This is a genomic window from Mesobacillus maritimus (genome assembly GCF_023715205.1).
GTDB classification, from domain to species: Bacteria; Bacillota; Bacilli; order Bacillales; family Cytobacillaceae; genus Mesobacillus_B; species Mesobacillus_B maritimus_C.
Genome location: NZ_JAMBNR010000007.1, coordinates 81306 through 96117, shown reverse-complemented (window position 1 = coordinate 96117; position 14812 = coordinate 81306). Strand labels below are relative to the sequence as shown.

12 protein-coding genes and 1 riboswitch are annotated in these 14812 nt (G+C 39.0%); of the genes, 4 read left to right on the top strand and 8 right to left on the bottom strand.

From position 1 onward, the window contains the following. Positions 1-24: 24 nt before the first annotated feature. On the bottom strand, positions 25-540 hold the full coding sequence (locus M3182_RS11555) for a YqhR family membrane protein (protein ID WP_251430378.1): 516 nt from the start codon (positions 538-540) through the stop codon (positions 25-27). A gap of 291 nt (positions 541-831) precedes the next feature. On the opposite strand from M3182_RS11555, the gene M3182_RS11550 reads away from it, so the two are divergent. After that, positions 832-1212, top strand: coding sequence for an SA1362 family protein (locus M3182_RS11550; protein WP_349774448.1), 381 nt, complete (start codon positions 832-834; stop codon positions 1210-1212). 9 nt (positions 1213-1221) lie between these two features. Here the strand turns inward: M3182_RS11550 and M3182_RS11545 are convergent, their stop codons facing one another. From M3182_RS11545 to M3182_RS11530, 4 genes are all read right to left on the bottom strand, one after another. Continuing rightward, entirely contained in the window at positions 1222-2106 is an 885-nt protein-coding gene (locus M3182_RS11545) for a patatin-like phospholipase family protein (protein ID WP_251430384.1), read from the bottom strand. Positions 2107-2198: 92 nt separating this feature from the next. After that, positions 2199-3224: a spore photoproduct lyase gene (gene splB, locus M3182_RS11540; RefSeq protein ID WP_251430386.1), complete on the bottom strand. Its 1026-nt coding sequence runs from the start codon at positions 3222-3224 to the stop codon at positions 2199-2201. 103 nt (positions 3225-3327) lie between these two features. Beyond that, positions 3328-5889, bottom strand: a complete 2562-nt coding sequence (locus M3182_RS11535; RefSeq protein ID WP_251430388.1) for a vitamin B12-dependent ribonucleotide reductase — start codon at positions 5887-5889, stop codon at positions 3328-3330. 339 nt (positions 5890-6228) lie between these two features. Next, the gene (locus M3182_RS11530; RefSeq protein ID WP_251430391.1) at positions 6229-7065 is read right to left on the bottom strand and encodes a lipoate--protein ligase family protein; all 837 of its coding nucleotides are present in this window, start codon (positions 7063-7065) and stop codon (positions 6229-6231) included. Between the two features lie 208 nt (positions 7066-7273). On the opposite strand from M3182_RS11530, the gene M3182_RS11525 reads away from it, so the two are divergent. Next, positions 7274-7654, top strand: a complete 381-nt coding sequence (locus tag M3182_RS11525; protein ID WP_251430393.1) for a rhodanese-like domain-containing protein — start codon at positions 7274-7276, stop codon at positions 7652-7654. A 266-nt stretch (positions 7655-7920) separates the two neighbouring features. Here the strand turns inward: M3182_RS11525 and gcvPB are convergent, their stop codons facing one another. Genes gcvPB through gcvT form a run of 3 tightly spaced genes read right to left on the bottom strand, consistent with a single transcriptional unit; the run spans position 7921 to position 11851 of the window. Beyond that, on the bottom strand, positions 7921-9384 hold the full coding sequence (gcvPB, locus tag M3182_RS11520; protein WP_251558173.1) for an aminomethyl-transferring glycine dehydrogenase subunit GcvPB: 1464 nt from the start codon (positions 9382-9384) through the stop codon (positions 7921-7923). Beyond that, positions 9377-10723, bottom strand: coding sequence for an aminomethyl-transferring glycine dehydrogenase subunit GcvPA (gene gcvPA, locus M3182_RS11515; RefSeq protein WP_251558171.1), 1347 nt, complete (start codon positions 10721-10723; stop codon positions 9377-9379). The genes gcvPB and gcvPA overlap by 8 nt, the downstream gene beginning before the upstream one ends. 21 nt (positions 10724-10744) lie before the next feature. Further along, positions 10745-11851: a glycine cleavage system aminomethyltransferase GcvT gene (gcvT, locus tag M3182_RS11510; protein WP_251558168.1), complete on the bottom strand. Its 1107-nt coding sequence runs from the start codon at positions 11849-11851 to the stop codon at positions 10745-10747. Between the two features lie 185 nt (positions 11852-12036). Then, positions 12037-12126: riboswitch (glycine riboswitch) on the bottom strand. A gap of 170 nt (positions 12127-12296) precedes the next feature. On the opposite strand from gcvT, the gene M3182_RS11505 reads away from it, so the two are divergent. Both M3182_RS11505 and M3182_RS11500 read left to right on the top strand, forming a co-directional pair. Further along, positions 12297-13985 (top strand): DEAD/DEAH box helicase, encoded by a 1689-nt coding sequence (locus M3182_RS11505; RefSeq protein WP_251558166.1) that lies wholly within the window; start codon positions 12297-12299, stop codon positions 13983-13985. Continuing rightward, the gene (locus M3182_RS11500) at positions 13963-14754 is read left to right on the top strand and encodes a YqhG family protein (RefSeq protein WP_251558164.1); all 792 of its coding nucleotides are present in this window, start codon (positions 13963-13965) and stop codon (positions 14752-14754) included. The genes M3182_RS11505 and M3182_RS11500 overlap by 23 nt, the downstream gene beginning before the upstream one ends. The last annotated feature ends 58 nt before the right edge of the window (positions 14755-14812 follow it).

The window sequence follows — 14812 nt, the reverse complement described above, 5'->3', positions numbered from 1 at the left end:
ATTTGTTCACACTACTTAAGGAATTTACGCTGGATTTTCATTCGATTGATTTGCTCTCACACTACGCTCAGATGCCTCAAACGAGATTGAATAACCTACGAATATTCCATATAAAAGGTATATACAAGCTGTGGTAATTAAGGTATTTTTTGATAATTTCCAAAAGGATTCAATACCAGGAAAAATCGGATTCAAAACGTAAAACACAAGAAAGAATAATACAAGACCATATGCCATACCCACCCAAATATTATTAAAACGGCGTAATAAAGCATAATAAACCAAAGCAGCACCAATAGAAAGTAATCCGATAACGAGTATTGAAAAAACCGTGCCTATCCACCCGTTTTTCCAATTACCCAATGCCCAAGGTTCAAGAATCAAATTCGGCCTTACATCTGTAAAATTTAAGAAATAGGCTAATAACGCAATCGAACTCCATAATATACCCCCGATGAGTCCTGTCACGACAACTATACTGATAAACGACATCGGCTTTTCGTGCTTATTTTGTTCAAGTTGCTGTTTATTCTCTTCCATAATTAGCACCTCCTATGTTTATTATGTCCATAGGCTATTTTTCCTTTCATAAAATCTCCACTAAATTTGTATAGTGTTCACTTAAATTGACTAGAGGTTTATTCAGATTTTTGGTAAAATATAGATGGAAGAATTTTAAAAAACATCGACTTTTTTCTTAGTGATTGTGAATAAAAAATGGATTGTACTTGTTTAAGCAGGAAAATATCCCTACGCTGGAGAAAGATATAAATATTAATAACCCGACGAAGTTTAAAAATTAAAAAATATGCTCATGATGCTTTTAGGGAGGTGGCTGTATTGAAAAAACAAACTTCATTTTATATAGTAACGGGACTTATCATCCTCGCTGCAATTGGAATCATTTCAAACCTCGTTAAAGATCCGAGTGGATTTATTAAAATGATTGTGGGAACGGCCCTAATTGTAGCTGTGATCTTTTTTGTCATCAGACGTTTTTCTCAAGCTAGCCCTGCACAAAATCATGAGCAACGTGCCTTTAAAAAAGCTGCAAAAAGGTCTAAAAAACGGTTCCAAACAAAAGAGAGTACACACTCTCCAAAACGCTCTTCGGTTAAGTCTCTCTCTGCCGCGCGCAAGAAAAGGGATACTTCCCATTTAACAGTGATCGAAGGAAAAAAAGGCAAGAAAAAAAATCGGGCCTCATTTTAGGCTCGATTTTTAATATCCCCATCTTTTGAAAAAATTTGACGCACAGGTTTGCCCCCAATTGATCAACTCTCGTTTCTTTTCATTTGTTAGTTGAAATTCAGTAGACAATACCCCTTCAGTCGGTATAAAAATTATATTTTTCTCATGCTTCCTAGAGATGTATCTTGCATCATGCGCATCTTTCATTGTCTCAAATAAAGCTTCAAACATATTGATTGCATTCCGAATTTCATGACGGGGATGCTCTTTCAAATTATGACTCAACTTCACACCTAAAACAGGCCGAACTTTTTTCACATTCTCCTTATCAAATAACCACATTGGAAAATTACTCAAGACTCCTCCATCAACAATAATGTTTTTCCCTTGATAATCCCTTATTTTTACTGGTTCAAAGAAAAACGGCAAACTGCAGCTCATTCGGATTGCTTTTGCAATTGAAAAAGTCTGTGGGTTAATCCCATATTTAGGTAAATCATCTGGCAAAATAAGCATGGTTCCATTGGTTAAATCTGAGGCAATCACTCTTAAGCTTTCTGGTTGAAGGTCACCAAAAGTCCTTAACCCCTTAGCTGCAAGTGTTTCTTCAAGCCATTTTTCAAACTCTTTCCCACGGTAAAGTCCTAGTCTCCAATAGATAAACAACCATTTAGCCAATGCTGTCGGCAGGAAAGTATTCCGTGAGTCTAAAAAGGTTTTTAAATTAAGCTCGTCTACAAGCTGCTCCATTTCCCGACTTGTATAACCTGCCGCTAAGAGTGCAGCAATAATGGAACCCGCACTTGTCCCGGCAACCCGTTTAAAGCGAAAACCTTTTTCCTCAACTGCTCGGCATGCCCCGACTAATGCGAATCCCTTAATTCCTCCCCCAGAAAATACCCCGTCTATATACATACAAGTCCACTCCCATCAGTAACTTGCTTGTTACATCTTTAAGCGTTCTTTATGTAAAATAGTACGGCGTACAAGTTCAAAATGTTCTTCTTTTATGTGAAATATTGGATTTCAGCTTTTGGGAAAAAGGTTTGAATCGACTCACGAATCGTATTTTCTAACTCTTTTGCTTCGTCCGTTTGGTAAACGTATTTACCAATGCCATAACGCCCCCATTTATATTTCCGCTGTTCTTCATCCATTTCTAGTTTTGTTTTTGGATATCGTTTCATGATGACCCGTTTCGCCGGCTTTGTAAACCGATGTTGAATTAGTTCAAACGTGATATCCTCAAGGTTCACGCCATCTAATGATTGATGTAAACGTTCAAATAGTTCTCGATATCCTTCTTCCCATCCTTCATGCCGGTAGATAGGGGCTACAATAAACCCGAGAGGATATCCTGCACCTGCTACCTTTCGGGCTGCCTCTAACCGTTCGTCAAAGGATGAGGTACCAGGTTCAAAGTTTTTAATCACATATCTTGAGTTAATGCTAAAGCGAAATCGGGTTTTCCCATTATGCTTAGCATCTAGCAAATGGTCGACATGATGAAACTTCGTCACAAATCGAAGTTGTCCATGCTCCGATTCCCCAAAATACTCAATTGCTTTCTTAAGGGAATGTGTTAAATGATCAATACCCACAATATCTGAAGTACATGCTGCTTCAAATCTCGTGATCTCAGGCTTTCTTTCTTCCATATACTTTTCCGCTTGTTCAAAGATTTCATCAAGATTAACATAGGTGCGAATATACGGCTTACTACCAAGCGTAGTTTGGAGATAACAGTAATGACAATGACCCATACACCCAGTTGCAAGTGGGATTGCATATTCTGCAGAAGGCTTGGAAGTATCAAATTTTAATGTTTTCCTCACCCCAACAACTAGAGTTGATTTTGCATTTCGGTATTGTTGAAGTTCGTTGTCACCTGGGATTCCTCTGACTTGATTATGGGAAGTGGTTTCCCTAATTTCCAGGCCCATGTTTTCAAATTTTTCTTTGAGTTCTCTCCCAAGCGGGTACTCAAGGGCTCGAGGTTCAATATAAACAAGCTGTGGTACAAATGGCTTCATTTTTTCTCCCCCATTTCTCGTTGCTGCTTATTTGTTAGTATGGTCTGAGAAATGAGAAAAGAGGATGGAAAAATATTTCCACCCTCTTAGAAAACTATTTAAATTATAGACCACATTTTAATTGAGCATTACAGTTCGTACATGTGTTACAGCCACCGATTTCTTTTACCTCACCTTTTCGACATACAGGGCAAGTATTTCCAACTTCAGAACCGATTGTTACGTTAGTAGATCGGAGTTCACTAATCGTATCAACTAATACAACATGTTGTTTTGCTTTTTGTTTCTTTGTTTCTTTATCTTCTTCAAAGCTATTCTCTTCCGCTTTAAGAGTTAAGACTTGCGTGTCACGGGAACCATCAACATAGACTGTTCCACCTTTCGCTCCACCCTTATAGAGACGCTCGTACACTTTTTCAACCTGCTCAACACTGTATCCTTTTGGTGCGTTGACCGTTTTACTGATGGAACTATCAATCCAGCGTTGGATGACACATTGTACATCCGCATGGGCCTCTGGTGCTAGTTCCATAGCAGTTACAAACCATTCAGGCAGGTTTTCTGCATCAGCTTCTGGATTTTGATCGAGATATTCTTGAACGATATCTGCTTTTACTTCGATGAACTTGCCAAGACGCCCACTTCGGAAGTATGAGAACGAGAAGTAAGGCTCAAGTCCTGTTGAAACGCCAACCATGGTACCAGTAGATCCAGTCGGAGCAACAGTTAGCAAGTGTGAATTGCGAATTCCATTTTTAAGGATTGCTTCACGTACATCTTCGGGCATTTTTTTCATAAAACCAGTATTAATAAATGCTTGTCTTAATCGGTTTGTCTCTTCTTCCGTTTCACCTTTTAAGAACGGGAAACTTCCTTTTTCGTTTGCTAGTTCAATGGAAGCACGATATGCCGTTGTTGCAATCGTTTCAAATACCTTATCAACAAGTTCATTGCCTTTTTCAGAACCATATTCTGTTTCACAGTAAATAAGCAAATCATGAAGACCCATGACACCAAGGCCAACACGACGCTCACCTAATGCTTGCTTCTTGTTTTCTGGTAAGAAATATGGGGTTGCATCGATAACGTTATCCTGCATTCTAACCCCTACTTCTACCGTACGTTTTAGTTTCTCAAAGTCCACAGTCTTTGTTTCTTTATCAGCCATTTCTGCAAGGTTAACAGCTGCAAGGTTACAGACACTGTATGGTGCAAGTGGTTGCTCACCACAAGGGTTTGTTGCAACAACTTTCTGACCATATGCTTGAGCGTTAGTCATGTCGTTCGCATTGTCTATGAAGAAAATACCTGGTTCAGCGGAGTAGGTTGCACAGATATTGATTAAGTTCCAAAGTTCTTTCGCCTTTATCTTTTTATATGTGCGAACTTTATATCCAAGCTTTTCCCATTCGCGAACATCGCCAACTTTATGCCATTCTTCATTGTAAATTTTCATTGTTTCGGCATCGTAGGATTCAACATCTGGAAAACGAAGTTCAAATTCCGCGTCGTTTTCGACAGCTTCCATGAATCCCTTTGTTAAGGTAACTGAGATATTAGCTCCAGTTAAGAACTCAGGATTATGCACTGCATAATTTCCGCCTGTTTGCAATTTTTCTTCTGCATTCTTGATGATTTCTGCACTAAAACCACCGTAGCCTGGTATATTTTTATAATTCACAATTCCTTGATACATTGCTTCTTCTTGCAAAGTCAATGGTGTGAATTTTAATTTTTCTTTTGCATGCTTTTTTATCGTTTCGTCTTCTGTATTTTCAATCAAGAAACGTAGAATTCTCGGGTTTTGCATCTTTGAAATGATGAATTCAATGATGTCAGGATGCCAGTCAGCCAGCATAATCATCTGGGCACCACGTCTGGACCCACCTTGCTCAACAAGATGTGTCAATTTCGCAATATCATCTAACCATGAAACAGATCCAGATGATTTTCCATTAACCCCTTTTGCAAGCGTATTTCGTGGTCTCAACGTAGAACCGTTTGTTCCAACACCACCACCGCGGCTCATAATTTCCATCACTTGCTTGCGGTGTTCAGAGATCCCTTCACGAGAATCCTGAACAAACGGCATAACGTAACAGTTAAAGTACGTTACATCCGTGTCTGCACCTGCACCGTATAGAACTCGTCCAGCAGGAATAAAGTTTAAGCTCGAAAGCTCTTGGTAAAACTTCTCGAACCACTCTTTCCGCTTTTCCTCTGTTTTTTCAACTGAAGCTAAGCCAGTTGCATTTCGTTTCGCAATCTGCTCATAGAACACTTCCAAAGGCTTCTCAATTACATCAAGTGACTTTCTGATAATCCCAGTCTTCGCTTCTTCTGGGTCATCCAGTACGCCGCGAAACTCTTCTTCTACCAACACGGTTGCCATTTTAGATTCCCAATCTAATTCTAAAATGAATCCCAAACCTCGTGCTGGGAATTTCGGATCTTCTTTAATCGTAAGAACGACAAAGTCGCCTTCGCTCAATGTCACTTTTTCTGTGTCCTTGAATGTATAACGATCCAGCATCACAAGACGCGATACCCCTTTATGGGTTGTTTTCATATCAGGGGTAATTGGATGTACCTGCGGAAACAAACGAATGTCCTTGTTCAGATTTTCAATATTAATACTCATTTTTTGGCCTAGCTCAACAGACATGGTCACATCTCCTTCTAGTAAAATTCAGTAATACCGTCCAGTTTTACAAGGCTGATAGATTAAGCGTTGATTCTGGATGTACTTACGAATTACTCTTACGTTATCATACCGAAACACCTAAAATCAATATATAGTGTTTATTATTTTTTCGACAACACTACATATTGATTTTAGGTCAAGCGAATATTATTTTGTCAAACACAAAAGTCATTATAAAATTGAGAGATAAAGAGAGAAAGAATGATATATACGCTTAATTGATAAATTTCAACAAATTTCATCACTTGCATTTTTTTCTAAACATCAAAATAAAAGATAGAGAAGTAAGTAGAAACTTCCCTACCTTTTATAATTCCATTCATCAGACTCATACTTCGTTTTCGCTAAATGTTGAACATATGCCATTTCTTCATCAGTAAGAGTATACGGCTCTAACTTAATATTCAACCCTTCTGCAAAGCCATCTCGAAATGCAGTTATCGCTTCATCCATCGTTACGGTTCGTCCACTCAGTTCCTTAATCGCGACAGCCTTTGTTTTAAAAGCTTTTTGCATTCGCTCTTTCACTCGTTCATTCGAATATTTAAATAAGCTAAAAAGCTTATCCTCATCTAGATCCAATAAAATTGCACCATGTTGTAAAATAACTCCTTTTTGTCGAGTTTGGGCACTTCCGGCAACTTTTCTGCCTTCTACTACCAACTCATACCAACTCGGCGCATCAAAACATACTGCAGAACGAGGACTTTTTAATGCATTTTTTTCTTCATCTGTTCGTGGCACTGCAAAATAAGCTTCCAGCCCGAGATTTTGAAAACCTTTTAAAACACCTTCTGAAATGACTCGATAAGCTTCAGTAACGGTTTTTGGCATTTCCGGATGCTCTTCAGAAACAATAACACTATAGGTAAGCTCATGTTCATGAAGAACTCCGCGTCCTCCAGTTGGTCGTCTCACAAACCCTAACCCATGTTTCTTAACTGCTTCCATATCAATCTCACGTTCAATCCTTTGAAAGTAGCCAATCGATAAACTAGCAGGATTCCACCCGTAAAAACGAATGACTGGGGGGATTTTCCCTTCACTATGCCAATCCAGTAAGGCCTCGTCTAAAGCCATGTTAAAAGATGCTGAGCCATATCCGGAATCAATATATCTCCATACTTCTTTCTCCATTACCTAACCCCATTTTTTATTTTTCTAGACAAACTTAATAATTGCTCAAAGATAAATTTTCCACTTCACTAGTCTATCAAAATAAAAGCAAAAATTAAACTAGAACACCCAGAAGTTAGTCTGCGGTTTCCAGATAAATTCCTTTGCCCTTAAAGCCAATCACTTATATAATATATTGTGTCTAGGAAGCAAGAAAGGAGAAGGAGCATTGGAAGTATTATATTTTATTCTTGCACTAATCGGTGTTATCATTGCGTACTCAGCTTTTAATTACTTTTACCAACGCAGGTTCTTGAAGACCTTAACAGAGGAAGAATTTAAAGCAGGATACCGTAAAGCCCAATTAATTGATGTTCGAGAGCCGAACGAGTATAGTGCCGGACATATCCTTGGAGCACGCAATATTCCAGTATCACAATTAAAAATGAGAATGAAAGAAATTCGTCCGGACAAGCCTGTTTATTTGTATTGTCAAAGTGGTGCTAGAAGTGCTCGTGCAGCACAAATGCTACATCGTAAAGGATACAAAGAACTCTCACACCTGCAAGGTGGATTTAAAAAATGGTCTGGAAAAATCAAAGCTAAATAAGCATAATACCCCCCCTTGGAAGATTCTAAGGGGGGGGGTTGCTATTGCTATTGCAATTTACTAATGGCTGTTTTCGTAAAAATTGTTGTTAAAATCCTAAAGCCGATTTTAACGCTTTAGCAGCCATTTCGTAAGTATAAATTAAGTCAGCAAGCTCTTTTCTCATAAATGAAGCGATTTTCTAGTAAAACCTAGCTCATTCAGTTGTCTTTTTTGTTCATAAGCAACAAATTTGAGAAAATAGCCTAACTAATTTATAGATTTACTCAAGCTTCTTTTTGGTATCTTAATATAGGCTTTCTCGCCGCTGTTGCCTCATCAATTCTCCCAATTACGGTCGTATGTGGAGCTTCTTGAACGATTTCTGGGTTCTCTTCCGCTTCTTTTGCAATTTGAATCATTGCATCAATAAAATGATCCAATGTTTCTTTTGATTCAGTCTCAGTCGGTTCCACCATGATACACTCTTCTACATTTAATGGGAAGTAAATGGTCGGTGGATGGTAACCAAAATCTAATAATCGCTTCGCAATATCAAGTGTTCGAACACCCAGCTTTTTCTGGCGTTTTCCGCTTAGTACGAACTCGTGCTTACAATGTTTATCAAATGGAAGACCATAATATTCCGCTAATCTTCTCATCATATAGTTTGCATTAAGCACAGCATTCTCCGTTACTGCACGAAGACCATCTGGCCCCATACTTCGGATATAAGTATATGCACGAACATTTATTCCAAAATTGCCATAGTACGGTTTTACACGGCCAATTGACTGCGGACGGTCGTAATCGAATACAAACTGATCATCTCTCTTTGTGACAATTGGCTTTGGAAGGAACGGAATTAGATCTTCCTTCACACCTACTGGACCTGATCCTGGTCCACCTCCACCGTGTGGGCCAGTAAAAGTTTTATGGAGGTTTAAGTGAACGACATCAAATCCCATATCACCAGGTCGTGCTTGGGCAAGAACAGCATTTAAGTTCGCTCCATCATAATACAACTTGCCACCTGCGCCATGGACAATCTCGGCCATTTCCACAATGTTTTCTTCAAACAAACCAAGTGTATTTGGATTTGTTAACATTAAAGCAGCTGTATCTGGTCCAACCACGCTCTTTAAGTCCTCCAAATCGACAAGACCTTGTTCATTTGACTTTACGGTAATCGTGTCAAATCCTGCTACAGTTGCCGAAGCAGGATTCGTTCCATGTGCGGAGTCAGGAACAATTACTTTTGTTCTCTGAGTATCCCCATTCGCTTCATGGAAAGCGCGAATCATCATTAGCCCTGTCCATTCACCATGAGCTCCAGCTGCCGGTTGGAGAGTGACCTCATCCATTCCTGTAATTTCCATCAAATGCTGTTGTAAATCATACATTAGCTCTAGCGCACCTTGTACGGAGGTCTCATCTTGAAGTGGATGAATATGAGCAAAACCATTGTAACGAGCAACATTTTCGTTGATTTTCGGATTGTACTTCATCGTACAAGATCCTAGCGGATAGAATCCAGAATCTACGCCATGATTACGTCTTGATAACGCTGTATAGTGGCGCATAATGTCTAACTCCGATACTTCTGGTAGTTCTGGTTCCTCTTCACGAATATATCCCTCAGGAAGCAAATCCGCTAAATCAACTTCCGGTACATCTATTTCCGGTAAACTATACCCAATTCGCCCCGGACTACTAATTTCAAAAATGAGTGGCTGATCTTCTTTATGCATGACTATCCCCCATTTCTTGCACAAATGTATCAATTTCTTCTTTCGTTCTTAACTCCGTTACAGCAATTAACATGTGTTGCTCTAATTCTGGATAATCTCGACCCAAGTCATATCCACCAATAATCCCCTTTTCAAGAAGATTTTGATTTACTACTTTTACAGGTTTATTTAGCTTCACGATAAATTCGTTGAACATTGGTCCATCAAACACCACTTCAAATCCATTCTGTTTGAATACCTGTTTCGCATAATAAGCTTTCTGTATATTTGCAGCAGCCATCTCTTTGACACCTTTTTTCCCAAGAGCTGTCATCGCAACAGAAGCTGCGAGAGCGTTTAAGGCTTGGTTTGAACAAATGTTAGACGTTGCTTTATCTCGACGGATATGCTGTTCCCTCGCTTGAAGCGTCAATACAAATCCACGACGCCCTTCATCATCAGTGGATTGTCCGACAAGACGCCCAGGTGTTTTTCGCATTAACTTCTTGGTCACAGCGAAATATCCACAGTGTGGTCCTCCAAAAGCCGTAGGAATTCCGAATGGCTGCGCATCACCAACAACAATATCTGCTCCGAACTTGCCTGGTGGAGTTAAAGCACCCAAAGCCAATGGATTACTAGAAACCACAAATAAGGATTTATGTTCATGTGCCAACTTTTCGATTTCAGCTAGTGGTTCAATTTGACCAAAGAAGTTTGGATATTGAACAATTACAGCGGCAACATCATCTCCTGACAATTCTGTTAGAGCCTCTATATCTGTTACTCCGTCCTTATAAGGAACCTCAACAACTTCAATATATTGGCCTTTCGCATAAGTCTTGAGAACGGCCTTTGATTCAGGATGAACGGCCGCAGAAATGAGCACTTTCTTTCGCTTTGTCTGTCCAGCGCTAAGCATTGCAGCTTCCGCAAGAGCTGTTCCCCCGTCATACATGGAGGAGTTTGCAACTTCCATTCCCGTTAATTCACAAATCATTGTTTGGAATTCGAAAATCGCTTGCAATTCACCTTGAGAAATTTCAGGTTGATATGGAGTATAGGCTGTGTAAAACTCAGACCTAGAAATCACATGGTCTACAATGACCGGCATATAGTGATCATAAACACCTGCACCTAAAAAAGAAGAATGAGATTTTAAATCAGCATTTTTTCCAGCTAATCGAGTCAGTTCCTTCATTAAGGCTGGTTCTGATTTTGCTGGTTTAATGTTATAGTCTCCTTTAAAACGTACATCTTCTGGAATATCACTGAATAACTCATCAACCGTTTCTATGCCTATTGTTTCAAGCATAGATTGCTTATCACTTTCAGTAAGCGGTAGATAGCGATGCTTCATGTTCGTTTCTCCTCCCGTGGTTTATTTTTTCTCACGTTTATAAAATGGTGTTTTCACTACAACGGCCTTTAGCCTTTTACCTCGGATTTCCACTTCTAACTCAGTACCAATTGAAGTGTAATCTTTTTCTAATAAAACTAAACCTATATTTTTCTTTAGCGAAGGAGATTGTGTACCTGTAGTCACTTCGCCAACCTTGTTTCCATCTTTAAGCACAGTATATCCATGACGAGGGATTCCTCGTTCTAACATTTCAATGCCAACGAGTTTTCTTGGCAAATCGTCTTTTTGAAGCTTTAAGGCCGTTTTACCAATAAAGTCTTCTTCTTTATTCAATTTAACAGCAAACCCTATACCAGCCTCTAATGGAGATATCTCCGGAGAAAGTTCTTGCCCGTACAATGCAAGATTCGCTTCAAAGCGAAGCGTGTCTCTTGCACCTAGTCCACAAGGAAGAATTCCTTCATCTTGTCCAGCTTCGATGATCTCTCTCCACAAACTTGGCGCATCCTCAGGATTACAATAAATCTCAAAACCATCTTCTCCTGTGTAACCCGTTCTTGAAAGGAGAGCGACTTTTCCATTCAATGATACTTCTTTATTAAATTGAAAGAAGCCGATCTCGCCAAGATCATAATCGCCAGCAAGTTTCTGGAGAATCTGTTGCGCAGCAGGTCCTTGAATAGCTAGCTGAGAAATAGTTTCAGAAATGTTTTTCAGCTGGATATCACCAGCTAGATGACTTTCTATCCAGTCAAAATCCTTTTCGATATTCGCAGCATTTACAACAAGTAGATAATGATTCTCCGCTAGTTTATAAATAATCAGATCATCAACTGTACCACCATTTTCATAACACATCGCAGTATATTGACAACCATTTATCTTTAATTTGGAAACATCATTTGTCATCATTTTTTGGAGAAAGGCTAAACTATCTGCACCTTTTAGTTCAAATTCTCCCATATGAGAAACATCAAAGAGACCCGCCCTTGTTCTAACAGCTTCATGTTCTTCCTTAATTCCTCCTGAAAACTGAACAGGCAATTCCCAACCACCGAAATCAATTGTTTTTCCACCAAATTCTTTATAAACCTCAAATAGCGGAGTTCGTTTTAATTCCCCCATCAGACTACCCCCTCCATTTTGTTTAGACTGAATCAATTTTAGTGTTTCTAAGCTCACAAGCATCAAAAAAGGACAGAGCACCCCCTTGTTCTTAAGAAGGTCTCTGTCCTTTCACCTGAAAGTTTACCTTTTAGAAGGCTTTCCCCTTTGGTGGCTCCTTATAGTAGGAGCACTCTCCAGAGCTGCGTCAAGCAAGTGTTCTTTTGCCTGAGAGATTCACACATTCATGCTTGCTCCTTCGGCGCTACAATTGTAGTCTCTCCCCTTGCCATCATCCGCAATTATAAATTCCCCTCTATGAGGGTATGCTATAAAATAAACACCAAATCTTCAGCTATTTCATTTTCATATTGTAGTAAATTTCAAAACATTAAATCTAATCCCATCCTACCATTTTTAAGCTAGTTTCGGCAATATAATTCTCTATTAAAAAGGAGTGGGCATTTTGACGGTTCAAATAACCTTTGATTCCTCATGGCAAGATGAACTTTTAAACAGAATGGATAATGATGGCCCATGGGGGAGCTGGGAATTGTATAAGCTTGCTATTGAAGTAGAAAAACAAACCATCATTCCTGAATTTGAAGGCTTACAAGCACCAAAGCACCTTTCACAACTAACTCCTTTACCTCATCAGCTTGAAGTTGCGAAACAAGTAGTCGAAAACATGAATGGAAAAGCCATTCTTGCTGATGAAGTGGGATTGGGAAAAACAATTGAAGCAGGACTTATATTAAAAGAATATATGATTAGAGGTTTGGTGAAGAAGGCCTTAATCCTTGTACCTGCCTCCCTTGTTTCACAATGGGTAATGGAGCTTAATTCAAAATTCTTTATTCCAGCGGTGGCTCAAAGGAAAAGCTATGTATGGGAAAGTTGCGACGTTGTCGTTTCGTCAATTGATACCGCTAAACGGAATCCACATCGCGATATTATTTACGAACAAAATTATGACATGGTCATCATTGATGAAGCCCACAAACTGAAGAACAGTAAAACGAAAAACTATGAGTTTGTCCAAAATTTAAAAAAGAAATTTTGTTTGCTGTTAACCGCCACTCCTATCCAAAATCGAGTGTCAGAAATTTTCAACCTGGTCAGTTTATTAAAGCCTGGTCATCTTGGAAGTGAATCCGCCTTCTATGGTAAATATAAAAAGGATGCACGATCAATTGATGATGATGAGCACTTAAGAGAACTTGTAAATAAGGTTATGATCCGAAACAGACGTGAAGATACAGGGATCGAATGGACAAAACGTCATGTAGAGACAATCCCAATTGAGTTTACTAAAGAAGAACAAGATCTATACAACAGTATCCGAACGCTAACAGAAGATACACATTTACCATCTGCAAGCTCTTTTTCAATAATGACGTTACAACGTGAAGCGTGTAGCAGCCGGGAAGCTGTTTACTACACTCTAAAGAATATGATTAAACGCCAGGAAACTCCTTCAGCAATTTTCGAAGGAAAAATCGCATCGATTATCAAGAAAGTGGAAGCCGTCACAACAAATTCGAAAGCTGCAAAAACACTAGAGTTAATACAAGAAATTGGTGACAAAGTCATTATATTTACAGAATACCGAGCAACCCAATTGTATCTTCAATGGTTTCTTCAACAACATGGCATTAGCTCTGTCCCATTCCGGGGTGGTTTCAAGCGTGGAAAAAAAGATTGGATGAGAGAGTTATTTGAAAAAAGAGCACAGGTGTTAATTGCCACAGAAGCTGGAGGAGAAGGAATCAATCTGCAATTCTGTCATCATATTATAAATTTTGATTTACCATGGAACCCAATGAGACTTGAACAAAGAATTGGGAGAATTCACCGTCTTGGTCAAGAAAAGGATGTAAAAATTTATAATTTTGCCATCAAAAACACTGTGGAAGATCATATCCTTAAACTCCTGTATGAAAAAATCAACTTATTTGAAAAAGTCATTGGCGACTTGGACGATATCCTAACAAGACTTGATGTTGGGAAAGTCGAAGACCATTTAGTTGACATTTTCAGTCAGTCTTCTTCTGAAGGTGAAATAAAAATTAAAATGGACAACCTTACATCAATGATCCAATTTGCAGAAGAAATGAGAGAAGGGGATGGACATGCAGCAACAGGAAATACATGATTTTCTCCTTAGATACTTTGAAGCTAACCATTGCGAATTTGTAAAGTCAGAACCAAGCTATATGACAGTCCAACTAACGGAAGAAATGGATAAGGAGTTAATGAATCGTCCTTTTTACTGGCATTATTTAGAGAAAACAGGTGGCATTCCCCAACCGATGCAACTAACTCTTGTAACGGACGCGCCAAAAACTCCTGAAGATGTGAAAGGCGAGAACATACACTTTGGCTCTCCTCGGCTCCATCAAATTTTCACATCAACAAAGAAGCTTGCAGGTTATATCCGATTATACGAAAACAAACAAGGGTCTCCAGGTAGGCAGACCCCTTTGCTTCCTTGGCTTTGTTTAAATGTCAAAATTTCATATCAGTGTGATCGTAAACGGGATATATATCAATCGATTGGCTTGCAGATGATCAATGGACGGATGGTTCCTGACTTTCATGACCAAATTCTATCATTATCATTAACGCCAAAAATACCAGATTATGCGTTCACCCTCTCCCCTTTAATAAAACCTAAAAGTGGAGTAATGAGGATTGAAAATTTATTAAAAACACAAATTAATGAAGAAGACCATACCTGGGCTGAAGAAGCTAGACAGCGCTGGAAGAAGGACAAAGACTTGTTAGATCATTTTTACAAAGAAATCGACGATACAGACAGTTACGAAATTGAAAAGCAAGCCTTAAAGCTACAATATGAACCAAAAATCAATATATCCGTCATTAACGGAGGCCTCTTCTACCTAACAGACCAAGCAATATAAAAAGAAAAGCGGAAGCAACCTGCCCAGCGGCGTATGGCCTGGAGCGCTTCGACTGGTC